18 protein-coding genes are annotated in these 25,012 nt (G+C 71.2%); 9 read left to right on the forward strand and 9 right to left on the reverse strand.

Annotated features, from left to right (window positions below):
- Positions 1-37: 37 nt before the first annotated feature.
- The 3 genes from B0675_RS34340 to metH all read right to left on the reverse strand — a co-directional run bounded on the left by B0675_RS34340 (position 38) and on the right by metH (position 6,478).
- Positions 38-1,642, reverse strand: a complete 1,605-nt coding sequence (locus tag B0675_RS34340; RefSeq protein WP_081223500.1) for an ABC transporter substrate-binding protein — start codon at positions 1,640-1,642, stop codon at positions 38-40.
- Positions 1,643-2,107: 465 nt separating this feature from the next.
- On the reverse strand, positions 2,108-2,809 hold the full coding sequence (locus tag B0675_RS34350) for an HAD family phosphatase (RefSeq protein WP_081223501.1): 702 nt from the start codon (positions 2,807-2,809) through the stop codon (positions 2,108-2,110).
- A 141-nt stretch (positions 2,810-2,950) separates the two neighbouring features.
- Complete coding sequence (gene metH / locus B0675_RS34355) at positions 2,951-6,478, reverse strand: methionine synthase (protein ID WP_081223502.1); 3,528 nt, start codon at positions 6,476-6,478, stop codon at positions 2,951-2,953.
- 269 nt (positions 6,479-6,747) lie between these two features.
- Between metH and B0675_RS34360 the strand changes: the two genes are divergently transcribed.
- The 6 genes from B0675_RS34360 to B0675_RS34385 all read left to right on the forward strand — a co-directional run bounded on the left by B0675_RS34360 (position 6,748) and on the right by B0675_RS34385 (position 14,272).
- Positions 6,748-7,512, forward strand: coding sequence for an IclR family transcriptional regulator (locus B0675_RS34360; protein WP_081223503.1), 765 nt, complete (start codon positions 6,748-6,750; stop codon positions 7,510-7,512).
- A 388-nt stretch (positions 7,513-7,900) separates the two neighbouring features.
- On the forward strand, positions 7,901-8,692 hold the full coding sequence (locus tag B0675_RS34365; protein WP_081223504.1) for an MIP/aquaporin family protein: 792 nt from the start codon (positions 7,901-7,903) through the stop codon (positions 8,690-8,692).
- 61 nt (positions 8,693-8,753) lie between these two features.
- On the forward strand, positions 8,754-10,292 hold the full coding sequence (gene glpK, locus B0675_RS34370; RefSeq protein ID WP_081223505.1) for a glycerol kinase GlpK: 1,539 nt from the start codon (positions 8,754-8,756) through the stop codon (positions 10,290-10,292).
- Between the two features lie 19 nt (positions 10,293-10,311).
- On the forward strand, positions 10,312-11,928 hold the full coding sequence (locus B0675_RS34375) for a glycerol-3-phosphate dehydrogenase/oxidase (RefSeq protein ID WP_081223506.1): 1,617 nt from the start codon (positions 10,312-10,314) through the stop codon (positions 11,926-11,928).
- A gap of 217 nt (positions 11,929-12,145) precedes the next feature.
- Positions 12,146-12,817 carry a FadR/GntR family transcriptional regulator gene (locus B0675_RS34380; protein WP_081223507.1) on the forward strand — a complete coding sequence of 224 codons (672 nt, stop codon included), beginning with the start codon at positions 12,146-12,148 and terminating at the stop codon, positions 12,815-12,817.
- Between the two features lie 303 nt (positions 12,818-13,120).
- Entirely contained in the window at positions 13,121-14,272 is a 1,152-nt protein-coding gene (locus B0675_RS34385; RefSeq protein WP_081223508.1) for a PAC2 family protein, read from the forward strand.
- Between the two features lie 227 nt (positions 14,273-14,499).
- Here B0675_RS34385 and mshC read toward each other — a convergent pair whose 3' ends face one another.
- The 4 genes from mshC to B0675_RS34405 all read right to left on the reverse strand — a co-directional run bounded on the left by mshC (position 14,500) and on the right by B0675_RS34405 (position 18,027).
- Complete coding sequence (gene mshC, locus B0675_RS34390; RefSeq protein ID WP_081223509.1) at positions 14,500-15,729, reverse strand: cysteine--1-D-myo-inosityl 2-amino-2-deoxy-alpha-D-glucopyranoside ligase; 1,230 nt, start codon at positions 15,727-15,729, stop codon at positions 14,500-14,502.
- Positions 15,730-15,838: 109 nt separating this feature from the next.
- On the reverse strand, positions 15,839-16,666 hold the full coding sequence (locus B0675_RS34395) for an SCO1664 family protein (RefSeq protein WP_081223510.1): 828 nt from the start codon (positions 16,664-16,666) through the stop codon (positions 15,839-15,841).
- Positions 16,630-17,220, reverse strand: coding sequence for a DUF3090 domain-containing protein (locus B0675_RS34400; RefSeq protein WP_081223511.1), 591 nt, complete (start codon positions 17,218-17,220; stop codon positions 16,630-16,632). The genes B0675_RS34395 and B0675_RS34400 overlap by 37 nt, the downstream gene beginning before the upstream one ends.
- 120 nt (positions 17,221-17,340) lie before the next feature.
- Positions 17,341-18,027, reverse strand: coding sequence for a histidine phosphatase family protein (locus tag B0675_RS34405; protein WP_081223512.1), 687 nt, complete (start codon positions 18,025-18,027; stop codon positions 17,341-17,343).
- Between the two features lie 98 nt (positions 18,028-18,125).
- Here B0675_RS34405 and corA point away from each other — a divergent pair, with 98 nt between their 5' ends.
- Entirely contained in the window at positions 18,126-19,124 is a 999-nt protein-coding gene (gene corA, locus B0675_RS34410; RefSeq protein WP_081223513.1) for a magnesium/cobalt transporter CorA, read from the forward strand.
- Positions 19,125-19,140: 16 nt separating this feature from the next.
- Here corA and B0675_RS34415 read toward each other — a convergent pair whose 3' ends face one another.
- Positions 19,141-19,929, reverse strand: a complete 789-nt coding sequence (locus B0675_RS34415; RefSeq protein WP_081223514.1) for a hypothetical protein — start codon at positions 19,927-19,929, stop codon at positions 19,141-19,143.
- Between the two features lie 225 nt (positions 19,930-20,154).
- Positions 20,155-21,210 (reverse strand): LLM class F420-dependent oxidoreductase, encoded by a 1,056-nt coding sequence (locus B0675_RS34420; protein WP_081223515.1) that lies wholly within the window; start codon positions 21,208-21,210, stop codon positions 20,155-20,157.
- Positions 21,211-21,520: 310 nt separating this feature from the next.
- Between B0675_RS34420 and B0675_RS34425 the strand changes: the two genes are divergently transcribed.
- Together B0675_RS34425 and B0675_RS34430 are read left to right on the forward strand one after the other, a co-directional pair.
- A complete protein-coding gene (locus B0675_RS34425; protein ID WP_081223516.1) occupies positions 21,521-22,504 on the forward strand; it encodes an aldo/keto reductase in 984 nt (327 codons plus the stop codon).
- Entirely contained in the window at positions 22,501-24,825 is a 2,325-nt protein-coding gene (locus tag B0675_RS34430) for a helix-hairpin-helix domain-containing protein (RefSeq protein ID WP_081223517.1), read from the forward strand. The genes B0675_RS34425 and B0675_RS34430 overlap by 4 nt, the downstream gene beginning before the upstream one ends.
- Positions 24,826-25,012: the final 187 nt, after the last annotated feature.

Here is a 25,012-nt window from a genome sequence, read left to right on the forward strand (position 1 = left end):
CCGGGGCCCGCGAGGGGCCCCGGGTCGGATCGGTCGGTCAGCCGCTCACACCGCGGCCGAGCTCCCACAGCTGAAGGGTGGAGGAGGAGTTGAGCGCCCACTCCGAACCCGTGATGTCGTCGCGCGCGGCGATGTACTGCTTGCCCTGCCAGAGCGGGATCAGCGGCACGTCGTCGGCGACGATGTCCTGGATCTGCGTGAGGCTCTTCGACGCGCTGAGGCGGTCGGCCTCGCGGCGGGACTCCGGGATCAGGTTGTTGATGATGTTGCTGTTCGAGTAGGGCGACTTGAGGAAGTTGTCCTTGTCGAGGAACGGCGCCAGGTAGTTGTCGGCGTCGGGGAAGTCGGGGAACCAGCCCATGCCCCACACGTCGTAGTCGTTGGCGCGCTCGGCCGGGACGAACTTGTCCCAGGCGGTGCCCTGGATGCTGACGTCGAAGAGGCCGCTCGCGTTGAGCTGCTTCTTCAGGATCTCGAACTCCTGCTTGGTGATCGAGCCGTAGTGGTCGGTCGTGTAGTGCAGGGTGACCTTGACCGGAGAGGTGATGCCGGCCTTGTTCAGCGCGGTCCGGGCGCGGGTGACGCTCGGGTCGCCGTACTTGTTGAAGAAGGCGTTGGAGTGGCCGGTGATGGTCGCGGGGACCATCGAGTAGAGCGGCTCGGCCTGCGTTCCGTAGACCTTGGCGACGAGTTCACCGCGGTCGATGACCTGTGCCATGGCCTGGCGGACGGCCTTGTTCTTCACCGACGGGGCGTTGGTGTTGAAGGCCAGGTAGCGGATCTCGAGACCGGGCATCTCGTTCAGGTTGACGTTGCCGCCCGCGGCGTTCGACAGCTTGGTGATCTGCGTGGGCGTCATCGAGCGGGTCATCAGGTCGATGTCGCCCTTTTCGAGGGCGGTTCCCATGGTGTCGGCGTCCGCGAAGGACCGCATCTCGACCTTGGAGTTCTTCACCTTCAGCTGACCCTTGTAGTTCGGGTTCTTGCTGAAGACGGCCTTGACGACCGCGTCGTCCTTGACCTCGGACTCCAGGGTGTAGGGACCGGAGCCGTCGACGGAGAAGCCGTCGCGCAGCTTGCCCTTGTCGTAGTCCTTCGGGTTCACGATGCCGGCGACGGGGGTCGACAGCTTGAACGGGAAGGTCGCGTCCGCGCTCTTGAGGTGGAAGATCACCTGGCGGTCGCCCTGGGTCTCGACCGTGTCGATGGTGGACAGCAGGGCGAACACACCACTGTCGGCCTTGATGGCGCGCGCACGGTCGATGGAGAACTTGACGTCCTTCGCGGTGACCGCGTCGCCGTTGGAGAACTTCAGACCCTCGCGCAGCGTGCACGAGTAACGCTCGTTGCCGCTGTCGCTGAACCCGCACTTCTCCGCGGCCTCGGGCTCGGGCTCACCGTCGCCGCGCGGCTGGATCATCAGCGTCTGCACGGTCTGGCGCAGCACGTTCCAGGTGCCGACGTCGTACGCGTAGGCGGGGTCGAACGGAGCCGGGGCGTCCTTCGACGCGGTGAACCGGTCCGTGGTGCCGACAACGATGGCATCGCCACTGCTGCTGCCGCTGTCGGACCCACCACACGCAGCGAGCACCGGGGCGAGCAGACCGACCACGGCCGGCAGCACCAAAGTCTTGCGGTTCATGCTCGAGTTTCTCCAGAGCTGTAGTTTCCGCGAGCCGGCATGCAGGGGTGGCGCGGCGGGTCACGGGGTTACGGCGACGTTCTCGCGATGACATTAGTCCGCGCCGCCAGGACGGCCCGCAGGCACTGGAGTTGTGGTGCGCTCACGCTGCGAAACCGGGCGCGGACGCACCGATAACCCGACACGGGAAGGATTCGTGCAGCGTTCCATCAATCGGGACACAAGGGCGTGCCGGGCCTTCACGAATGGGGGGTCAACACACAAGTCGGTCCCCCTGTCGACCCCCCGTTAAGTGACGAACATCACAGTGTCAACTCGGTTGGAGAGTACCGGAATTCAGCCATCCGCCCGATTGCGCGTTCCCGGGGAGCCCTCGCCCGCGGTTACCACAGGGAACCCCCGGGTCGAATTCCGGTATTCGACTCCGCACAGGGAGTGATTCGACGGCGCACCCTCGGTGAAGGGTCAGTTCATTTCCGTCATCAGCCCGTGCAGGAAAGGCAGGTCGACTTCTTCCAGCGAGGTGACCACCGTGCGGCGCCACGCGGGCTCGATGGGGGCGACGGAGGGGACGGCGACCACATGGCATCCGGCGGCCTCGGCCGCGGCGACACCCGTCGCGGTGTCCTCGATGACGGCGCAGCGACCGGGTTGCGCGCCGAGCCGGGAGGCGGCGAGGAGATAGGGGTCGGGGAACGGCTTGGTCCGTTCCACCTCGTCGCCCGCGACGGTCAGGGTGAAGAAGTGGGGGCCGATGGAGCCGAGGACGCGGTCGATGATCCGCCGGTGCGAGGCGGAGACCAGGGCCGTGGGGATCTCGTGGGCGGCCAGTTCGGCCAGGAGTCTGGTCGCGCCCGGCATCAGGGGCAACGACTGCCCGATCAGGGCCTCGAAACCGTCGTTGAGCAGCACGGACAGCTCGGCGAGGGTGATGTCGGCGCCGGTGGCCTCGATGAGGAAACCCGCGCTGCGGGTCATGGGGCCGCCGACCACCACGTGCCGCCAGGACTCGTCCAGGGTGTGCCCGAGGGCCTTGAAGACCTCGACCTCCACGTCCCACCAGAATCCCTCGGTGTCGACCAGGGTTCCGTCCATGTCGAGGAGAACGGCCTGCAGGGCGGAGCCTTCGGCCGTACGGGTTCCGAGCGCGGGGACCGTACTGGTCATCCTGGCGCACCTCCTTGAGGGACGATCAGGCCGGTCGCCCCTTTTTTCGTGCAAGGGACAACCGGCCTGCGGTGGACCGACCAGTGTACGACTTATCCGATCAGTGTGCTGAGCGGCGCGCGGCGGAGCGCGTCGGAGCGGTCACCGTGCGTTGAAGTACTTCGCCTCCGGGTGGTGGATCACGATGGCGTCGGTGGACTGCTCCGGGTGGAGCTGGAACTCCTCGGAGAGGTGGACGCCGATCCGCTCGGGCTGCAGCAGGTCCGCGATCTTGGCGCGGTCCTCCAGGTTGGGGCAGGCCCCGTAGCCGAGCGAGAAGCGCGCGCCGCGGTACTTCAGCGCGAACATGTCCTCGATCCCGGCGGGGTCCTCCCCCGCGAAGCCCAGTTCGGAACGCACGCGCGCGTGCCAGTACTCGGCGAGCGCCTCGGCCAGCTGCACGGACAGGCCGTGGAGTTCGAGGTAGTCGCGGTAGGCGTTGGCCTCGAAGAGCTTGGCGGTCTCCTCGCCGATGCGGGAGCCGACCGTGACGACCTGGAAGCCGACCACGTCGGTCTCCCCCGACTCCTCCGGGCGGAAGAAGTCGGCCAGACACAGCCGACGCCCGCGGCGCTGGCGAGGGAAGCTGAAGCGGGTCCGCTCGTTGCCCCGCTCGTCCAGGATGATCAGGTCGTCGTCCTTGGACACGCACGGGAAGTAGCCGTAGACGACGGCCGCCTCCAGCAGGTTGTCGGTCTGGAGCCGGTCCAGCAGACCGCGCAGCCGCGGCCGGCCCTCGGTCTCGACGAGGTCGTCGTACGTGGGGCCGTCGCCCGCGCGGGCCTGCTTGAGGCCCCACTGGCCCTTGAACAGGGCGCCCTCGTCCAGCCAGGAGGCGTACTCCTTGAGCTGGATGCCCTTGATGACGCGGGTGCCCGCGAAGGGCGGGGTCGGCACCGGGTTGTCGGTGGAGACGTCGGAGCGGACGTGGCCCTCTTCGGGGCGCTCCTCGACCACCGTGTCCACCGCGGCCCGTACCCGGCGCTGCTTCAGCTCCGGGAGCACCGCGCCGGGCACGCCGCGCTTGACGCCGATCAGCGCGTCCATCAGGCGCAGGCCCTCGAAGGCGTCCCGGGCGTAGCGGACCTCGCCCTGGTAGATCTCGTACAGGTCCTGTTCGACGTAGGCCCGGGTCAGGGCGGCGCCGCCGAGGATCACCGGGTAGTCGGCGGACAGGCCGCGCTGGTTCAGCTCCTCCAGGTTCTCCTTCATGATCACCGTGGACTTGACCAGGAGGCCGGACATGCCGATGACGTCGGCCCGGTGCTCCTGGGCGGCGTCCAGGATCGCGGAGACCGGCTGCTTGATCCCGAGGTTGACGACGTTGTAGCCGTTGTTCGACAGGATGATGTCGACGAGGTTCTTGCCGATGTCGTGGACGTCGCCGCGCACGGTCGCGAGGACGATGGTGCCCTTGCCCTCGGCGTCCGACTTCTCCATGTGCGGTTCGAGGAAGGCCACGGCCGACTTCATGACCTCGGCGGACTGGAGCACGAACGGCAGCTGCATCTGGCCGGAACCGAACAGCTCGCCGACGACCTTCATGCCGTCCAGGAGGGTCGCGTTGACGATGTCGAGGGCGGGGCGGTCCTGGAGCGCGGCTTCCAGGTCGGCCTCCAGGCCGTTCTTCTCACCGTCGATGATCCGTCGCTTGAGGCGCTCGTCCAGGGGCAGCGCGGCCAGTTCCTCGGCCTTGCCGGCCTTGAGGGACTTGGTGGTGGCGCCCTCGAACAGCGCCATCAGCTTCTGGAGCGGGTCGTAGCCCTCGGCGCGGCGGTCGTGGATGAGGTCGAGGGCGGTGGTGACCTCTTCCTCACTGAAGCGGGCGATCGGCAGGATCTTGGACGCGTGCACGATCGCCGAGTCGAGGCCGGCCTTGACGCACTCGTCCAGGAACACCGAGTTGAGCAGGATGCGGGCGGCCGGGTTGAGGCCGAAGGAGATGTTGGAGAGGCCCAGCGTGGTCTGGACGTCCGGGCGGCGGCGCTTGAGTTCGCGGATCGCCTCGATCGTCGCGATGCCGTCCTTGCGGGACTCCTCCTGGCCGGTGCAGATGGTGAAGGTGAGGGTGTCGATGAGGATGTCGGACTCGTGGATGCCCCAGTTGCCCGTCAGGTCCTCGATGAGCCGTTCGGCGATGGCGACCTTGGTCTCGACGGTACGGGCCTGGCCCTCCTCGTCGATGGTCAGCGCGATCAGCGCGGCGCCGTGTTCCTGGGCGAGCCGCGTGACCTTCGCGAACCGGGACTCGGGGCCGTCGCCGTCCTCGTAGTTGACCGAGTTGATGACCGCGCGGCCGCCGAGCCGCTCCAGGCCCGCGCGGATCACGGGGACCTCGGTGGAGTCGAGGACGATCGGCAGCGTCGAGGCGGTGGCGAAGCGTCCCGCCAGTTCGTCCATGTCGGCGACGCCGTCGCGGCCGACGTAGTCGACGCACAGGTCGAGCATGTGCGCGCCCTCGCGGATCTGGTCGCGGGCCATCTCCACGCAGTCGTCCCAGCGGGCTTCCAGCATGGCCTCGCGGAACTTCTTCGAGCCGTTGGCGTTGGTGCGCTCCCCGATCGCCATGTAGGCGGTGTCCTGGCGGAACGGGACGGTCTGGTAGAGCGAGGCGGCACCGGGCTCGGGGCGCGGGTCGCGCTCGCCGGGCGCCACTCCGTTGACGCGCTCCACCAACTGGCGCAGGTGCTCCGGCGTCGTACCGCAGCAGCCGCCGACCAGGGACAGGCCGTAGTCGCGGACGAAGTTCTCCTGGGCGTCGGCGAGCCCCTCCGCGTCGAGCGGGAAGTGGGCGCCGTCCTTCGTGAGGACGGGCAGGCCGGCGTTCGGCATGCAGAGCAGCGGGATGCGGGAGTGCCGGGTGAGGTAGCGCAGGTGCTCGCTCATCTCGGCGGGGCCGGTCGAGCAGTTGAGGCCGATCATGTCGATGCCGAGCGGCTCCAGCGCGGTCAGCGCGGCGCCGATCTCGGAGCCCAGCAGCATGGTGCCGGTGGTCTCGAAGGCCATGGAGACGAGCAGGGGCACCTGGACGCCGGTCGCCTCCATCGCGCGGTGCGCCCCGAGGATGGACGACTTCGTCTGCAGGAGGTCCTGGGTGGTCTCGACGATCAGGGCGTCGGCGCCGCCGGCGAGCAGGCCCTCGACGTTGGCCTGGAAGCCGTCGCGGAGCGTGCCGTACGCGACGTGGCCGAGGGTCGGCAGCTTGGTGCCGGGACCGATGGAGCCGAGGACCCAGCGCTGGCGGCCGTCACGGGCGCCGAACGCGTCGGCGACCTCGCGGGCCAGCCGGGCCCCCGCCTCGGAGAGCTCGTGAACCCGCTCGGGGATGTCGTACTCGGCCAGCGCGGAGTGGTTCGCGCCGAAGGTGTTCGTCTCCACGCAGTCGACGCCGACCTCGAAGTAGGCCTCGTGGACGGAGCGGACGATGTCCGGACGGGTGACGTTCAGGATCTCGTTGCAGCCTTCGAGGTTCTCGAAGTCCTCGAGCGTCGGGTCCTGCGCCTGCAGCATCGTGCCCATGGCGCCGTCGGCCACCACCACACGGGTGGCGAGCGCCTCTCGGAGTGCGTCGGTTCGCCTGCGGCCCTCCTCGGGACCGGACGAAAGGGACGGGGTCGGCAACGAGGCCATGAAGGTGCTCCCTGGAGTGCGACGGCTGTCGGCTTTGCGCTTCCCGTGGAAGGCGCACGCCGTCAGGGTAGCCCGGAGCACCGGGGAACGGTCGTGGGCGTCCACGGGACGGACGGGCGTGGCGCGGGTGACGAAGGTGTGGAGAACGGCGAAACATGTGGCGACCACCCATTGGCGAGAGCCCGGCTACGACCGGTAGTGTTCGACATTGCCGAACGGTGGCGGTCAGGCGCATGCCGACGGTCGAAGGGGACGGAGGCAGCACGGCGATGGCACGGAACATCCAGTCGCTCGAACGGGCGGCGGCGATGCTGCGGCTGCTCGCGGGCGGCGAGCGCCAGCTCGGCCTGTCGGACATCGCCTCCTCGCTGGGCCTGGCCAAGGGTACGGCCCACGGCATCCTGCGCACCCTCCAGCAGGAGGGGTTCGTGGAGCAGGACCCGGCCTCCGGCCGCTACCAACTGGGCGCCGAACTGCTGCGCCTCGGCACCACCTATCTCGACGTCCACGAACTCCGGGCGCGCGCCCTGGTGTGGACCGACGACCTGGCGCGCTCCAGCGGCGAGAGCGTCTATCTGGGCGTGCTGCACCAGCAGGGCGTCCTGATCGTGCACCACGTCTTCCGGCCCGACGACAGCCGCCAGGTCCTGGAGGTGGGGGCGATGCAGCCGCTGCACTCGACCGCCCTCGGCAAGGTGCTGTCGGCCTACGACCCGGTGGCGCACAGCGAGGTCCTGGAGGTCGAACGCACGGCGTTCACACCGCGGACGGTCAGCGCGCTCGACCAGTTCGAGGGCGTCCTGGACATCACCCGCGCACGCGGGTACGCGGCCGACGTCGAGGAGACCTGGACGGGCGTGGCCTCCGTCGCCGCCCCCATCCACAACCGGCGGCGGATGCCGGTGGGCGCGGTGGGCATCACGGGGGCCGTGGAGCGGGTCTGCCAGGACGGGGAGCTACGCCCGGACCTGATCGCCGCGGTCCGCGACTGCGCCCGCGCGGTGTCGCGGGACCTGGGCGCCGGGCGCTTCTGAGGCGCGGGGCGCCGGGTCGTCCCGGACGCGGGGCGCCGGGCGCCGGGCGTCGCGGGGAGGTTCGTACGGCACGAGGCCGGGAAGCGTTCCGCTTCCCGGCCTTCGCCGTGCCCCGGGCCGGGCGCTCGCCGGAGCGCGACCGGCCGGCCTCGATCGATAGCACACGGCAATCAATAACGATCGTGTTTTCGATAACAGGACTCTTGACGAGCTGGTAACGCGAGAGCAAGACTCCCGTCCATCGGTCGGCATTGTCGAACAGTTACCGGCAATAAGAGTTACAGTGTGGCAATGCCAGGGCCGACACCGCTCTCACTTCCCGAGAGCACGAACCACCGGTGGGACCCGGGGTTCGGCTTCCCCTGGACGAAGGACAAAGGAGTCGCGGGTGTCCAGCTCCGACATCTTCATCGGCGAGACCATCGGTACCGCCGTACTCATCCTGCTCGGCGGCGGCGTGTGCGCCGCCGTCACTCTCAAGCGCTCGAAGGCGCAGAACGCCGGCTGGCTCGCGATCACGTTCGGCTGGGGCTTCGCGGTCCTGACCGGTGCGTATCTCGCGGGCGGAGTCTCCGGCGCCCATCTGAACCCGGCGGTGACCATCGGTCTCGCGATCGAGGGCGGCACCAAGTGGAGCGATGTCCCGCTCTACCTCGGCTCCCAGCTCCTCGGCGCGATGATCGGCGCCGTCCTGGTCTGGATCACGTACTACGGACAGTTCCAGGCGCACCTCACCGACCCGGAGATCCTCGCCGAGCAGCCGGCCGAGGAAGGCCTGGTCGACCAGAAGACCGCGCCGAAGGCCGGTCCGGTGCTCGGGATCTTCTCCACCGGCCCCGAGATCCGCAACGCGGTGCAGAACCTCGCGACGGAGATCATCGCCACCGTCGTCCTGGTCCTCGCGATCCTCACCCAGGGTCTGAACGACAACGGCAACGGACTCGGCGTCCTCGGCGCCATGGTGACCGCGCTGGTCGTCGTGGGGATCGGTCTCTCGCTCGGTGGACCGACCGGCTACGCCATCAACCCGGTCCGCGACCTGGGGCCGCGCATCGTCCACGCCCTGCTGCCGCTGCCCAACAAGGGCGGCTCGGACTGGAGCTACGCCTGGATACCGGTGGCCGGCCCGCTCATCGGCGGCGCCATAGCCGGCGGCCTGTACAACATCGCCTTCAAGTGACACGACGGCCGTCACTCGTCATCACGCCTGAGAACGACACCCGAGAGCTACGGAGCACACCGTGACCGACGCCCACACCGCCGGGCCCTTCATCGCCGCGATCGACCAGGGCACCACCTCCTCCCGCTGCATCGTCTTCGACCGCGACGGACGCATCGTCTCCGTCGACCAGAAGGAGCACGAGCAGATCTTCCCGAAGCCGGGCTGGGTCGAGCACGACGCCGCCGAGATCTGGACCAACGTCCAGGAGGTCGTCGCCGGAGCCATCTCGAAGGCCGGCATCACCCGCGACGACATCAAGGCCATCGGCATCACCAACCAGCGCGAGACCACGCTGCTCTGGGACAAGAACACCGGCGAGCCCGTCCACAACGCCCTCGTCTGGCAGGACACCCGCACCGACGCCCTCTGCCGGGAACTGGGCCGCAACGTCGGCCAGGACCGCTTCCGCCGCCAGACCGGGCTGCCCCTCGCCTCGTACTTCGCCGGCCCCAAGGCCCGCTGGCTGCTGGACAACGTCGAGGGCCTGCGGGAGCGCGCCGAGGCCGGCGACATCCTCTTCGGCACCATGGACAGCTGGGTCATCTGGAACCTGACCGGCGGAGTGAACGGCGGAAAGCACGTCACCGACGTGACGAACGCGTCGCGCACCATGCTGATGAACCTGCACACCCTGGCCTGGGACGAGCAGATCGCCGAGTCGATCGGCGTCCCGCTGGCGATGCTGCCCGAGATCCGCTCCTCCGCCGAGGTGTACGGCGAGGTCACCGGCGGCCCGCTCGGCGAGCTGCTCGGCGGCATCCCGGTCGCCTCCGCGCTCGGAGACCAGCAGGCGGCCCTGTTCGGCCAGACCTGTTTCGCCGAGGGTGAGGCCAAGTCCACGTACGGCACCGGCACGTTCATGCTGATGAACACCGGCGACAAGATCATCAACTCGTACTCGGGCCTGCTGACCACGGTCGGCTACCGGATCGGCGACCAGCAGCCGGTCTACGCGCTCGAAGGCTCCATCGCGGTCACCGGCTCCCTGGTGCAGTGGATGCGCGACCAGATGGGCCTGATCAAGTCCGCCGCCGAGATCGAGACGCTCGCCTCCTCGGTCGAGGACAACGGCGGCGCCTACTTCGTGCCGGCCTTCTCCGGCCTGTTCGCCCCGTACTGGCGTCCCGACGCCCGCGGTGTGATCGCCGGCCTCACCCGGTACGTCACCAAGGCGCACATCGCGCGCGCCGTCCTGGAGGCCACCGCCTGGCAGACCCGTGAGATCAGCGACGCCATGACCAAGGACTCCGGCGTCGAACTCACGGCGCTCAAGGTCGACGGCGGCATGACCTCCAACAACCTGCTGATGCAGACCCTGGCCGACGTCCTGGACGCCCCCGTGGTGCGTCCGATGGTCGCCGAGACCACCTGCCTCGGCGCCGCCTACGCCGCCGGTCTGGCCGTCGGCTTCTGGACCAACACCGAGGACCTGCGCGCCAACTGGCGCCGGGCCGCGGAATGGACCCCGAACATGGCCGCGGACGTCCGCGACCGTGAGTACAAGAGCTGGCTCAAGGCCGTGGAACGGACCATGGGCTGGATCGAAGACGAGAACTGACGAGGAGTAAGAACCCGCAATGACCAGCCAGTCCACCCTGCAGTCCGTGCCTGCCCTCGGTACGCACCCGGCCTCCGGCTCCAACCCGAGCCGCGCCGAGACCCGGGAGCAGCTTTCCAAGGCGACGTACGACCTTCTCGTGATCGGCGGCGGCATCCTGGGCATCTCCACCGCCTGGCACGCCGCGCAGTCCGGGTTGCGGGTGGCCCTGGTCGACGCCGGTGACTTCGCCGGCGCCACCTCCTCCGCCTCCTCCAAGCTTCTGCACGGCGGCCTGCGCTACCTGCAGACCGGCGCGGTGAAGCTGGTGGCGGAGAACCACTTCGAGCGCCGTGCGGTCTCCCGTCAGGTAGCCCCCCACCTGGCGAATCCGCTCACCTTCTACCTCCCCGTGTACAAGGGCGGGCCGCACGGCGCGGCGAAGCTCGGAGCGGGCGTCTTCGCCTACTCCGCCCTCTCCGCCTTCGGCGACGGCGTCGGCCACCTGCTCAGCCCCGCCAAGGCCGCGCAGGACGTGCCCGAGCTGCGCACCGACAACCTCAAGGCCGTCGCCGTCTACGGCGACGACCAGATGAACGACTCCCGCATGGCGCTCATGACGGTCCGCGCGGCCGTCGAGTCCGGCGCCGCGGTCCTCAACCACGCCGAGGTCACCGGGCTGCGCTTCACCCGGGGCCGGGTCACCGGCGCCGAGCTGCGGGACCGTCTCTCCGGGGACGAGTTCGGTGTGGACGCCCGTCTGGTGCTGAACGCGACCGGGCCGTGGGTCGACCACCTGCGCAAGCTGGAGGACCCGAACGCGGCTCCGTCGATCCGGCTGTCCAAGGGCGCGCACCTGGTGCTCAAGCGGACCGCGCCGTGGAAGGCCGCGCTCGCGACCCCGATCGACAAGTACCGCATCACCTTCGCCCTCCCCTGGGAGGACATGCTCCTGCTCGGCACCACCGACGAGGAGTACGAGGGCGACCCGGGCGATGTCGCGGTCAACGACAAGGACATAACCCAGATCCTCGACGAGGCCGCGTTCTCCATCCGCGACCAGCAGCTCGACCGGGACCTGATCACGTACTCCTTCGCCGGTCTGCGGGTGCTGCCGGGCGGTCCCGGCGACACCTCCAAGGCCAAGCGGGAGACGGTCGTCACCGAGGGCCGCGGCGGCATGCTGTCCGTCGCGGGCGGCAAGTGGACCACCTTCCGGCACATCGGCCGCACCGTCATGAAGAAGCTGGAGTCGCTGCCCGGCCACCCGCTGGGTGAGGACTTCGAACCGATCTCCGAGCTGCCGAAGAAGATGCCGCTGCCCGGCGTCGCCAACCCGCGCGCCGTCGCGCACCGCCTCCTGGTGGACGGGCCCGCGCCCGGCCCCCGTATGGCCGCCGACACCGCGCGGCACCTGTCCACCCACTACGGCTCGCTGGCCTTCGACATCGCGCGCCTGGCGAACGAGAACCCCGAACTCGCCGAGCGCGTCCACCCGGACGCCCCGGAGATCTGGGCGCAGGTCGTCTACGCGCGCGACAACGAGTGGGCCGAGACGGCGGACGACGTGCTGCGCCGCCGCACCACCCTGACGATCCGCGGCCTGGCCACGGACGACGTCCGTGCTCGCGTGCAGGACCTGCTCGACCGGAAGTAGGCAATCGCGGCGGTGTGAGGGGCGGCTCCCACGGGGGGTGCCGCCCCTCACCCGCGCCCGGGGTTCCTCCGGGTCGGACCCGCGGTCCCGGCCCTCGGCGGGCGCGTGGGGCGTCCCGCCTCCGGATGCTCCCTGTGCGGGCCGGCGCACCCCGCATAATGACGGCTGAGACATCGGATGTCTGAGGGGACATCCTGAGCCACCAGGAGGCCCCGCCATGGCAGTCACCGACGAGGCGATCGAGAAGATCAAGGCAATGATCGTCTCCGGCGCGCTGCGTCCCGGCGACCGGCTCCCCAAGGAGAGCGAGCTGGCGGCCGACCTGGGGCTGTCCCGCAACTCCCTGCGGGAGGCCGTCCGGGCCCTGTCTCTCATCCGCATCCTGGACGTGCGCCAGGGCGACGGCACGTACGTCACGAGCCTCGACCCGCAACTGCTGCTGGAGGCCCTGAGTTTCGTCGTGGACTTCCACCGCGACGACACGGTCCTGGAGTTCCTCGCGGTGCGCCGCATCCTGGAGCCCGCGGCCACCGCGATGGCGGCCACGCTCATCGGCGAGGCGGAACTGGACGCCCTCGCGGATCAGTTGGCCAAGCTGGGTCCGGAGCCGTCCGTGGAGGAACTCGTCGCCGCGGACCTGGACTTCCACCGGGGCATCGTGCGGGCCTCGGGCAACTCGGTGCTCTGTTCGCTCCTCGACGGGCTGTCCGGGCCCACCACCCGGGCGCGGGTCTGGCGGGGGCTGACCCAGGAGGACGCCGTCAGCCGCACCCTGCACGAACACCGGGCCATCCTGGCCGCCCTGCGGGACCGGGACGCGGAGGCGGCGCGGTCCTGGGCGACCGTGCACATCGCCAGTGTGGAGCAGTGGCTCAGGTCCACGCTGTAGGCACCGCTCGGCCCGACGTTCCCCTCGCCCCGGCGCCGGGGCGGGGCGCCGCGGGGACATCCGACCTCTCGCCGTCATCCGACCTATGGGACGGCCAGAGGGCAAGGGTCCGGCCGCTCGGGCGAGTTGATCGTGTACAGCTCGGATGACTGACGGGTCGTCCGGGACGGTGGTCCGGCGTGTTTCAGGGCCCCGGACGGGGCAGTGATCCGTTCACTCCCCCGTGCGAGGGGGCTGCAGCGGGCCCCTCGGCACGCCGTAAGGTTGGTGCGTACGCGAGGGCACATCGGAAGGAGGCGCTGGGTGATCGAGCTGGAGGGGGTTCCCGAGCTGATCGACCCAGTCATGGTGGCCGCGTTCGAGGGCTGGAACGACGCCGGCGACGCCGCCTCCACGGCGGTCGCGCACCTGGACAAGGAATGGAAGGGCGAGGTGTTCGCGGCGCTCGACGCCGAGGACTACTACGACTTCCAGGTCAACCGGCCCACCGTCTGGCTGGACGGCGGCGTCCGCAAGATCACCTGGCCCACGACGCGCCTGTCGGTGGTCCGGGTCGGCGGCGACAAGCCCCGCGACCTGGTGCTGGTCCGCGGGATCGAGCCGTCGATGCGCTGGCGCTCGTTCTGCAACGAACTGCTCGGCTTCGCGCACGAGCTGGGCGTCGAGCTGGTGGTGATCATGGGCGCGCTGCTCGGTGACACCCCGCACACCCGTCCGGTGCCGGTCAGCGGCGTCACCTCGGACGCCGACCTGGCCCGCACGATGGACCTGGAGGAGACCAAGTACGAGGGCCCCACGGGCATCGTCGGCATCCTCCAGGAGGCGTGCACCCACGCCGGTGTCCCGGCGGTGTCGCTGTGGGCCGCCGTACCGCACTACGTGTCGCAACCGCCCAACCCGAAGGCGACCCTGGCCCTCCTCAACCGCCTGGAGGACCTCATCGACCTGCGGATCCCGCTGGGCGAGCTGCCCGAGGACGCGCGGGCCTGGCAGCTCGGGGTCGACCAACTGGCCGCCGAGGACAGCGAGGTCGCCGAGTACGTACAGACGCTGGAGGAGGCCCGGGACACCGCCGAGCTCCCCGAGGCGTCCGGCGAGGCGATCGCGCGCGAGTTCGAGCGCTACCTGCGCCGCAGGGACGGCGGCGGCCCGGCCGCAGGGCCGGGCGGCCACGCGACGGAGAGTGGCGAGTCGTACCTCCGCGACACCCCGGGCATGCCCGGCGAGCGGGGGCGTCCGCCGATGCCGCAACGACCCGAGTCCGACGCGGGACAGGACGGCGGCTCGGACACCGACCCGCGCAAGGGGACGGACGAGACGGCCGGCGGGACCCGCTCGGACCCCCGGGGACGCGCGCCCGGCTCCCGGGACTCCCCGCGTCCGTCGGGAGCGCCGGACCCGGAGACCTCGGACCCCTCCGAACCCTCCGACACGTCGGACCCCTCCGAGGACTGAGCGGAGCGGCGGGACCACGAGTCGACCGGCTGAGCAGGAGAGCAGTACGGCGGAGGGGCGGGGCGCGCACGACGCGCCCCGCCCCTCCGCCATGTCGTCAACGACCGCTGCCCTCCCGGCACATGACACCCGTCTCGCCAGTGCTTGAACAGTGGGGCGGCGGACGGCGGCACGCACAGGGCGCCGGGCGGATCACTCCGCCCGGCGCCCGATCGTAGGGGGAACCGTTACAGCGCCACGCCCAGGAGGGCGTCCACGGCACGCGAGACGACGCCGGGGGCGCCTTCGTCCGTACCGCCCGTGCCGTGCTGGAGCGCGGCCCAGCGGTCGACCGCGGCGAGCGCGGCCGGAGCGTCCAGGTCGTCGGTGAGCGCGGCGCGGATCTCCTCGACCAGCGCCTCGGCCGGCGGTCCGTCGGGGCGGGACACAGCGGCCCGCCAGTCCTCCAGGCGGGCGACCGCCTCGGCGAGGACCGCGTCCGTCCACTCCCAGTCGGCCCGGTAGTGGTGCGCGAGGAGCGCGAGGCGGATGGCGGCCGGGTCGACGCCGTCGCGCCGGAGCTGGGACACGAAGACGAGGTTGCCCTTCGACTTCGACATCTTCTCGCCGTTCAGACCGACCATGCCGGCGTGGACGTACGCCTTGGCCATCGGGAACTCGCCCGTCAGCACCTGCGCGTGCGAGGCGCCCATCTCGTGGTGCGGGAAGGCGAGGTCGGAACCGCCGCCCTGGACGTCGAAGCCCATGCCCAGGTGGTCGAGGGCGATGGCGACGCACTCGATGTGCCAGCCGGGGCGCCCGCGGCCCAGCGAACCGCCGTCCCAGCTCGGCTCGCCCTCACGGGCGGCCATCCACAGCATCGGGTCGAGGGGGTTCTTCTTGCCGGCCCGGTCCGGGTCGCCGCCGCGCTCGGCGGAGAGCAGACGCATCGTCGCGGCGTCCAGGTTGGACACCTTGCCGAAGTCGGGGTCGGACTCGACGGAGAAGTAGACGTCGCCCTCGAGCTCGTAGGCCGCCCCCGCGTCCCGCAGCCGCTCGACGAGCGGCACGATGCCGGGTATGGCCTCGACGGCGCCTATGTAGTGCTGCGGCGGCAGCATCCGCAGGGCGGTCATGTCCTCGCGGAAGAGGGCGGTCTCCTTCTCGGCGAGGCCCACCCAGTCGACGCCGTCGCGCTCGGCCCGCTCCAGCAGCGGATCGTCGACGTCCGTCACGTTCTGGACGTAGTGAACCTGCCGCTTGGTGTCGAGCCACACGCGCTGCACGAGGTCGAACGCGTTGTAGGTCGCCGCGTGCCCCATGTGGGTCGCGTCGTACGGCGTGATGCCGCAGACGTAGATACGGGCGACGGGACCGGGGTCGAGGGTGACGAGCCCACCCGTCGCGGTGTCGTGGATCCGGAGGTCGCGGCCCTCACCGGGCAGGGCGGGGACGTCGGAAGCGGGCCAGGCATACATGTCATGAGACTAACCGGACGGAACTTCCGTATACGAACCGGCCAGCCCGAGATGGCCGGGAAGGCCCTCTTGCGCGGTGCGCCGCCCCGGCCGGAGCGGCGCTCGCGCGCTACACCGGCGGCCAGGGGATGGCGGGCCACTCGCCGCTGGGCTCGGGGTGCCTGCCGGACGTGAGCATGGCCGCGATGCGCCCGCGCGTGGCCTCGATCTCGGCGGCGGTGACGAGTTCGGCCAACCGGGTGGCCAGTGGCTCCCCCGGGGCCAGGGCGTCCCGCAGGGAGGTGAGAACCCCCACCGCCTCGGCCGTGAGCGGCTCGCCGGCCCAGCCCCACAGCAGCGTGCGCAGTTTGTTCTCGGCGTTGAAGGTGACCCCGTGGTCGATGCCGTAGAGGCGGCCCTCGCCGGTGGGCAGCAGGTGGCCGCCCTTGCGGTCGGCGTTGTTGATCACCGCGTCGAGGACGGCGAGCCGCCTCAGCCGGGCGTCGTCGGCGTGCACGAGCAGAGCCGTCTCGCCCTCGCCGACCTCGGCGAAGCCGATCGCCTTCCACCCCTCGGCCGGCTCCTCGCCCTCCACGAGCGCGAGCAGGCCTTCCCCGTCCTCGCCGCCCGAGGGCTCGATCCACAGCTGGCACATGCCCTCGCCGTAGGGTCCGTCGCGCAGCACGGTGGTGGGCACGAGCCCCCATCCGGTCGCCTCGGACACCTCGTACGCGGCGACCTCGCGCTGGGCGAGCGTGCCGTCGGGGAAGTCCCACAGGGGACGCTCGCCGGCGACGGGTTTGTAGACGCAGAACGCCTCGCGGCCCTCGTACGACACGGAGCAGTAGAGCACCGCGTTCGAGGCCTCACGGATCTGTCCGCGTACTTTCAGCTCGCCCCGGGCAAGCAGCTCGGCGGTCGTCACGCTCCGCGGCGGTATCCGTTCTGGCGCGGACATACGTGTCCTTCCGGGTCGAGCGGGAGGCTGCACAGCGGGCAGGGCGGGCGGCCCGCGTTGACGACGTCGAGGGCCCGCTTGGCGAAGGCGCGGGCCTGGGCTCCGGTGAGGCGGACCCGGAGCATCGGCGGGCCGTTCTCCTCGTCCTGGAGGAGACGCTCCTCGGCCTCGGCGAGGTCCTCGTCGGACTCCGCCTCCAGTTCCACGAGGGCCTGTGCCTCGACGATCATGCGCTGCTCGTCACCGTCCCAGGCCAGCGCCATGGTGCCGACGCGGAACTCCTCCTCGACGGGTGTGTCGAGGGGGGCGGTGTCGGACACCTCGGTGGGGGCCATCGCCGGGACCGGGGCGCTGCCGCCGGTGCGCCGGACGACCTCGTCGAGGAGTTCTTCCATCCGCTCGGCGAGTGCGGCGACCTGGGTCTTCTCCAGGGCCACGCTCGTCACCCGGGGCCCCGAGGTGGCCTGCAGGAAGAAGGTACGGCGCCCGGGCAACCCGACCGTACCGGCCACGAAGCGGTCCGGGGGGTCGTAGAGGAACACCTGACGGGACACGTCCTGTCTCCATTGGATCGGCATGAGGGACGGCTGACCGCGCCGCCCCGCATCGGCTGCTGAGAACTTGCTGACAACTACTGCGCTGCTTCGACCGCTTCACCCTACTGCGGCCGACGATCACGGTGCGCCCGCGCCGCCCCCGACCGGGGCGTCGCCGCTCGGGGGTTCCTCACGCGGCGCCAGGGAAGCGAAGTCGCCGGTGTCCCCGAGCCGCACGAGAAATGGCCTCAGGCGGGTGTAACGGATCGCTGTGATGGAACACGGTTCAACAGAGATCCGCTGGAAGAGGTCGAGATGAAGTCCGAGTGCGTCGGCGACGAGCGCCTTGATGATGTCGCCGTGCGAGCACATGAGGTAGACCGCGTCGCTGCCGTGGTCGCGCTCCACGCGCGCGTTCCACTCGCGCACCGCCTCGGCGGCCCGCGTCTGCATGGCCCGCATCGACTCGCCGCCCGGGAACGCGGCCGCGGACGGATGCGCCTGGACGACCTCCATCAGCGGCTCGTCCTTGAGCTCGGCGAGCTTGCGGCCCGACCAGTCGCCGTAGTGGGCCTCGCCGATGCGCTCGTCGCTGTGCGCGGGCACCTCGGGGCGGGCCTCCCGCAACGGCCGGACGGTCTCCTGGCAGCGCTGGAGGGGGCTGGCGACGATCTCGGCGATCGACAGCCCGGCGAGCCTCCCGGGCAGTGCCGCGGCCTGCTGGGTCCCGCGCTCGTCGAGGGCGACGCCGGGGGTCCAGCCGGCGAGCAGGCCCGCGGTGTTGGCGGTGGAACGTCCGTGCCGGACGAGGATCAGGGTGGGCATGCGGCCCAGGGTAGACGGACGGCTCGCGGACCCGGTGGGCGCTGTGGACAGCGGCGGCCGGAGTGCGACAGGGCCCCAAGGACAGGAGAATACGCTCCGTGATCGTCGACTGCGCCATCTACCGGGACGGTAAACGGACGGAGGGCCCGGACGACCTCTCCGACGCCCTCGCACAGTGCCGTGCCGAGGGCGACGCCTTCGTGTGGATCGGCCTGTACGAGCCCACCGAGAGGGAGTTCGGCCTGGTCACCGAGGAGTTCGGGCTGCATCCGCTGGCCGTCGAGGACGCCCTCAAGGCCCATCAGCGGCCGAAGCTGGAGCTGTACGAGGACTCGCTCTTCATGGTCCTGAAGCCGGTGGCGTACGAACCGGAGAGCGACGCCGTCTCCTCCGGCGAGGTGATGGTCTTCCTCGGGGACTCGTTCGTGGTGACCGTGCGGCACGGCGAGGAGTCGCCGCTCGCGGCCGTACGGCGTCGTCTGGAGGCGGATCCCGAGATGCTGCGGCACGGGCCGACGGCGGTGCTGTACTCGATCGCGGACGCCACGGTGGACCACTACCTGGAGGTGTCCACCGAACTCGGCACCGACCTGGAGGAGCTGGAGGCGGAGGTGTTCTCGCCGCAGCTCGGCGGTTCACGGAACACGGCATCGCGGATCTACGGCTTCAAGCGGCAGGTCCAGGAGTTCCGCAGGGCCACGGTGCCGCTGGCGGCGCCGCTGACCCGGCTCTCGGGCGCGGGGCTCGCGACGGCGCCGCTGCCGTTCGTGAACGCCGACGCGCAGCCCTTCTTCCGGGACGTCAACGACCACCTGATGCGGGTCAACGAGTCGGTGGAGGGTCTGGACCGGCTGGTGTCCGACATCCTTTCCGCGCATCTCGCTCAGATGAGCGTGCGGCAGAACGACGACATGCGGAAGATCTCCGCCTGGGCCGCGATGGCGGCGGTCCCCACAATGATCGCGGGGATCTACGGCATGAACTTCGACCACATGCCCGAGCTGCACTGGGTGTGGTCGTATCCGGCCGTGGTGGGGATCATGGTCGTGCTGGAGGTCCTGCTGTACCGGCAGTTCAAGCGGCGGGGCTGGCTGTAGCGGCGGCCCGCCGCCGTCAGGCGAACTCGGGCGCGGTGGTGGCGGGGCCGTCGAGGGCGCCGCGCCGCTCCGGCATCTCCAGCGAGACCATCCGGCGCCAGCCCACGGCCCGCTCGTACGCGTACACGGCGTGGATGCCCGCGGCGAGGACGGCCGCCTTCGCGCGGGACCAGCCGAGGATGTGTCCCATGTGGGCCATCACGGCGAGGCTCACGTCCCGGTAGACGCGGATCTCGGCGTGCGCGCAGGTCCGCAGGGTCCGCTGGATCGCGCGGCCGTGGCCGGCGTGGGCGAAGCGCAGCAGTTCCTCGTGGCAGTAGGCGAGGTGGTTGTCCTCGTCGTTGGAGATCATCTTCACCGCGCGCCCGAGGTCGGGGTGGTCGGCGAAGTGCTTGCGCAACAGGTCCATCTGTTCGGAGGCGCGCTGTTCGGTGACCCGGCTGTGGGCCAGGTAGGTGACGACGTCCTGCACGGTGAGCGGCCGGTCGCCCTTGAGCTGCTCGTGCGCCAGGCCGATGCCGTGCCGCTCCAGGAGCATCGTGTAGTCGGTGTCGGCCGGGACCTCGACGGGTTCCAGCCCGCGCTTCCTCATGAGGGCGTTGAAGATCCGCCCGTGCTTGTCCTCGTCGGCGCCGTGGCGGGCGATCTTGGGGGCGAGGTCGCGTTCGCCCGCCGGGACCAGGGCGGCGATCCTGGCGTTCTCCCAGCCGCCCTGCGACTCCCCGCTGGCCGCGATGGAGCAGAAGAGCCGGTACGACTCGTCGTTGTCGAGGATCTCCTGGAACAGACTCTTGGCCGAAAGCATCTCTGACACCTCTCCGCAGGGTTCCGCAGAAAACGAGTCAAATGGGATGTCGGGCGACCGGCAACCGATGTGTCGGACAAATCCGCCGAACGACGGACGCAGAACCGGGCCCGGGCGCGTAACCAAGGGGCCGCCGGCGCGTTGTTCCCCGTGACGGCCGTGGCGGGGAAGACCCCCGAGCCCCCACCACGGCCGCAGACTTCCACCGGATCCGTTCCGGCGCGGTTACGCCAGTCCGGCGCGCTCCAGGGCGTCGGAACCGGCCCGCAGCGAGGCGATCCGGTCCTCCAGGGTGAAGCCCGCCGGAGCCAGCGTGAGCGTGGTGACACCGGCGGCGGCGTACGCCGTCATCCGGTCGGCGATGCGGTCGACCGAGCCCAGCAGGGTCGTCTGGTCGATCAGCGCGTGCGGGATGGCGGCCGCCGCGCCCTCCTTGTCGCCGGACAGGTACTTGTCCTGGATCTCGGCGGCTTCCTTCTCGTAGCCCATGCGCTGGGCGAGCTGGTTGTAGAAGTTCTGCTTCCGGCTGCCCATGCCGCCGACGTACAGGGCGGTGTACGGGCGGAACATGTCGGCGAGCGCGCTGACGTCCTTGTCGTCGCCGAGGGCGAGCGGCAGGGTCGGGCAGACGTCGAAGCCGTCCATCGTCCTGCCCGCCTTCTCCCGGCCCGCGCGCAGGTGCTTGACCGCGGTCTCCTCCAGGTGCTCGGCCGAGGGGAAGATGAGCAGCGCGCCGTCCGCGATCTCGCCGGTCTGCTCCAGGTTCTTGGGGCCGATCGCGGCGACGTACAGCGGGATGTGCTCGCGTTCGGGGTGCACGGTGAGCTTGAGCGGCTTGCCCGGGCCGCCCGGCAGCGGCAGGGTCCAGTGCTCGCCCTCGAACGACAGCCGCTCGCGGGTCATGGCCTTGCGGACGATCTCCACGTACTCGCGGGTGCGGGCCAGCGGCTTGTCGAACTTGACGCCGTACCAGCCCTCGGAGACCTGCGGTCCCGAGACGCCGAGCCCGAGGCGGAAGCGGCCGCCCGACAGGGAGTCGAGGGTCGCGGCGGTCATCGCGGTCATGGCCGGCTGGCGGGCCGGGATCTGGAAGATGGCCGAGCCGATGTCGATGCGCTCGGTCTGGGCGGCGACCCAGCTGAGCACGGTGGCGGCGTCGGAGCCGTAGGCCTCGGCGGCCCAGCAGACGGCGTACCCGAGCCGGTCGGCCTCCTGGGCCACGGCGAGATTGTCCGCGTCCATTCCCGCGCCCCAGTAGCCGAGGTTGATGCCGAGCTGCATGGCCGATTCCCCTTACCGATCAGTAACGTCCCTTGGCCGAGACCCTAGCGTGCGGACGCCACGGCCGGGGAGCGGCACCTTCGGCCTTGTCGGCGCCTGCCCGTCGCACGGTCCGGGCCTCCTCGCCGAACTCCTCGGTGAACTGGGCCCGGGGCCTCGCTGAGCCCCTGTCGACGCGAGGTCCGTGCGCCCGCGTACGCCGGTGGCCGCCCCGGTTCCGGACCGCGGGCCGTCACGTGCGGCGATCGGTGGGATTTCGGTTGTCCACAGGCCCCCACGCGGCCGGTTCCGGACAGTAATCTCGGCGTTCATGGAGCAGAGGCATCTCGGCCGTACCGGCCTGCGCGTGTCCCGGATCGGACTCGGCACCCTCACCTGGGGCCGGGACACCGACGAGCACGACGCGGCGGACCTGTTGAAGGCGTTCTGGGAAGCGGGCGGGACCCTCGTCGACACGGCGGACGTGTACGGCGACGGGGAGGCCGAGTACCTGCTGGGACGCCTGGTCGAGGGGCTCGTGCCGCGCCGCGACCTGGTCATCTCGACGAAGGCCGGAAGCGTGCCGGACCCCGAGCGCCGCTTCGACGGTTCGCGCAGCCATCTGCTGTCGGCCCTGGACGCCTCACTGGCCCGCCTGGGCACCGACTACGTGGACCTGTGGCACGTCCACGCCTACGACCCCCACACGCCCCTGGACGAGACCCTCCAGGCCCTCGACCTGGCGGTCAGCAGTGGCCGCGCCCGGTACGCGGGCGTGTCCAACTTCTGCGGCTGGCAACTCGCCAAGGCGGCCACCTGGCAGCTCGCCGCGCCCGGCATACGCACGCGTCTGGCCAGCACGCAGATGGAGTACTCCCTGCTCCAGCGGGGCATCGAGCGGGAGGTGCTGCCGGCCGCCCTCGACCTGGGTGTCGGCCTGCTGCCCTCCTCGCCGCTCGGGCGGGGCGTGCTCACCGGCAAGTACCGGGCCGGAACGCCGACCGACTCGCGGGGCGGGTCGGAGCACCTCGCGCCGTTCGTGGCGCCGTATCTCGACGAGACGGCGAGCAGCATCGTGGAGGCGGTGTCGATCGCGGCGGACGGGCTTGCCGTGACGCCCCTGCAGGTCGCGCTCGCGTGGATCCGCGACCGACCCGGCGTCGCCGCACCGATCGTCGGCGCGCGCAACGCGCAGCAGCTCACGGCCGCGTTGTCAGTGGAGACCCTTAGTCTTCCTGACGAGATCTGCCGGGCCCTCGACGACGTGTCGGCCCCGGTGCACCACTATCCCGATCACGACTGGAGCACGCTGTGAGCACGGAGCCCGAGACCACGGAGGAAGCGGAGCCGGGGGCGCCGGGCGCGGACTCGACCGCGGGCGACCCGCAGGACACGGGCGCGGACGCGGGTGCGTCGGGCACGTTCTCCGGGGACGGGGACGGGACCGCGCCGGAAGGAGCGGGGACGGACGACGGGACGCGCCCGGCCGCGGAGGCCGGCACCGGCGCCGAAGCCGGGGACGGCGCAGGCGGCGGCGATACCGACGCCGAGGCAACAGCCGGGACGGGGACCGCCACGGAGGCCGAGGCCGCCGCCCAGGTGTCCGAGGCGGCGGCGGAGCTGGCGGCCCAGCGGCTGGAGCGCGAGCGGATCAAGCGGCGGAAGGCGGAGAAGCAGACGCCGATCGCGGCCGGGACCAAGCTCAGCGGCACGGCCGCGGACCTGCTCGCGGCCGTACGGGCCGTGGAGAGCGGCGAGAAGCCCGTGGCCACCGCCTTCCGTGAGCCGACGCCCCCGCCGCGCCGGGTCGTCGAGGAGCCGGCGCGGCGGCCGGGGCCCGTCGCAGCCCAGGCCGCCTCACCGAGTGCCGCCGCGCCGGAGGCCGTCGACGCCGTCCGGGCCGTGCTGACCGAGGGAGGCGCGCCGGAGACGCTCGCGCCCCAGGTCGTCGCCACGCTGGGCGAGGGCGCCGACAGTCAACTGCGTGAGGACCCCTGGCAGTTGCTGCGGGTGGCCGGGGTGCGGCCCGAGCCGGCGGACGGGTTCGCGCGGGCGCTGCTCGGCGACGGGTGCGGTCCGGACGACGAGCGTCGGGGCCGGGCGCTGACCGTGTGGCTCCTGGAACAGGCCGCCGTGGCGGGGCACACCGCCCTGGACGCTCCCGCGCTCGTCGCGGCGCTCGCGCAGCGCGCCGTGCCCGATCCGGACGCCGCCGTGCAGGCCGCGCTCGCGGAGGGCGACGCCCTGGTCTTCCAGGACGCCCTGGACCCGGCGCCGGCGGCGCCGCAGGACGACTCGGAGGAGCCGCAGGAGCGCCCGGTGCGCATCCTCATCGGCCTGGAGCGGTACGCGCTGGCCGAGGAGAGCCTCTCCGACGGACTGGGCCGGATCATGAACTCGGTGCCCAAGGCGGACGGTTCGGCCGCCGACTGGGAGGAGGCCGCCGGTGCCGCGCCCCGTTCCGCGGGCGAGCTGATCCGCGCGGCGGCCGCCCACGGCCTGGTGCTGCACACCGGTGGTGACGCCTCCCGGTCCGAGGTGGCGGCGCTGCTGCACGTGACCCGCGGCCTCGGTCTGCGCGGCTGGGCCGCCGCCCACACCGCCGACGGCCGTGACCGTCTCACACAGCTGCTGGCCGGACCCGCCCAGGACACCGCGGGCCACGGCGAAGCCACCGGCACCGCCACCGTCGAAGGGCTGCTCTCCGGTGCGGAGGGTCCGGGCCGCGACGCCGACGGGGCTCTGGACCTGGACGTCCTGGTCGTCCTCGACGCGCCGCAGCTCGACGTCGAGACGGCCGCCGTGCTCGCCGAGTCCCTGCCGGACGGGGCCCGCCTCGTGCTGAGCGGTGACCCAGGAGTGCTGTGGTCGGCGGGCCCGGGGCGGGTCTTCGCCGACCTGATCGCCGCCCGCGCCTGCCCGCAGGTGGCCTCCCGGACACCCGACCCCGGACCCGTCGGAGAGCTGGTCTCGGGCATCGGCATCGGCGAGCTCAACCAGGTGGAGGCGCCCGGCAAGGAGGTCGTGATCGTTCCGGTGCGCGACGCCGGGGAGGCGGTGCACCGCACGGTGCAGCTCGTCGCCGACTCGGTGCCGCGGGCGATCGGCATTCCCGCGGAGCAGACCCAGGTGATCACGCCCGGGCACGGCGGCGCGGTCGGCACCCGCGCGCTGAACACCGCTCTCAAGGAGCGGCTGAATCCCGGCCCCGGTCGCTTCGGGGGGTTCGACCCGGACGACCGGATCGCCTACTCCCCCGCGCCGGGCCGCGTCCTGCTGGGCCGGGTGGTGAAGGCCGACGCCGACGGACTGCACCTGGAGTGCGCCGGCGAACCCGTCGTCGTGGCGAAGGAGCGGGTCGAGCAGACCGTGCGACACGCCTGGGCACTCACCGCGCACCAAGCGGTGGGACTGCGCCGGCCCGCCGTGGTCGTGGTGCTCCCGGGCGACGCGGCGGCGGCCCTGACCCGCCCGTGGGTGTACACGGCCTTCGGACGGGCGGAGCGGCATCTGTCCGTCGTGCACGGCGTGGAGCAGGCGTTGCAGCACGCCGTGGCGGAGGTCCCGCAGAAGCCCCGCACCACCCGTCTGCCGGCCCTGCTGAAGGCCCAGACACCGGCGGCGACGGCGAGCTGACCGGGGCTCCCCGCTCAGCAGGGCCGTCGCACCGGAAGCCACCGCGCCAGCGACCTTCGGCTCCGGTCCGGTCCGGTCCGGTCGACTCGACCTGGCCGACGGAAACGGGGGTGGCGGTCACCGTGTCCCGGTGACCGCCACCCCCGTACCTGCCGGCGAGGTGACGCCTCAGATCTGTACCGGACCG

The sequence above is a fragment of the Streptomyces sp. M41(2017) genome, assembly GCF_002078175.1.
Taxonomy (GTDB): Bacteria; Actinomycetota; Actinomycetes; order Streptomycetales; family Streptomycetaceae; genus Streptomyces.

What these genes read in the sequence shown, in the direction of transcription:
- B0675_RS34340 (WP_081223500.1), bottom strand. Translation starts at nt 1,642, where the DNA reads ATGAACCGCAAGACTTTGGTGCTGCCGGCCGTGGTCGGTCTGCTCGCC.
- B0675_RS34350 (WP_081223501.1), bottom strand. Translation starts at nt 2,809, where the DNA reads ATGACCAGTACGGTCCCCGCGCTCGGAACCCGTACGGCCGAAGGCTCC.
- metH (WP_081223502.1), bottom strand. Translation starts at nt 6,478, where the DNA reads ATGGCCTCGTTGCCGACCCCGTCCCTTTCGTCCGGTCCCGAGGAGGGC.
- B0675_RS34360 (WP_081223503.1), top strand. Translation starts at nt 6,748, where the DNA reads ATGGCACGGAACATCCAGTCGCTCGAACGGGCGGCGGCGATGCTGCGG.
- B0675_RS34375 (WP_081223506.1), top strand. Translation starts at nt 10,312, where the DNA reads ATGACCAGCCAGTCCACCCTGCAGTCCGTGCCTGCCCTCGGTACGCAC.
- B0675_RS34380 (WP_081223507.1), top strand. Translation starts at nt 12,146, where the DNA reads ATGGCAGTCACCGACGAGGCGATCGAGAAGATCAAGGCAATGATCGTC.
- mshC (WP_081223509.1), bottom strand. Translation starts at nt 15,729, where the DNA reads ATGTATGCCTGGCCCGCTTCCGACGTCCCCGCCCTGCCCGGTGAGGGC.
- B0675_RS34395 (WP_081223510.1), bottom strand. Translation starts at nt 16,666, where the DNA reads ATGTCCGCGCCAGAACGGATACCGCCGCGGAGCGTGACGACCGCCGAG.
- B0675_RS34405 (WP_081223512.1), bottom strand. Translation starts at nt 18,027, where the DNA reads ATGCCCACCCTGATCCTCGTCCGGCACGGACGTTCCACCGCCAACACC.
- B0675_RS34415 (WP_081223514.1), bottom strand. Translation starts at nt 19,929, where the DNA reads ATGCTTTCGGCCAAGAGTCTGTTCCAGGAGATCCTCGACAACGACGAG.
- B0675_RS34420 (WP_081223515.1), bottom strand. Translation starts at nt 21,210, where the DNA reads ATGCAGCTCGGCATCAACCTCGGCTACTGGGGCGCGGGAATGGACGCG.
- B0675_RS34425 (WP_081223516.1), top strand. Translation starts at nt 21,521, where the DNA reads ATGGAGCAGAGGCATCTCGGCCGTACCGGCCTGCGCGTGTCCCGGATC.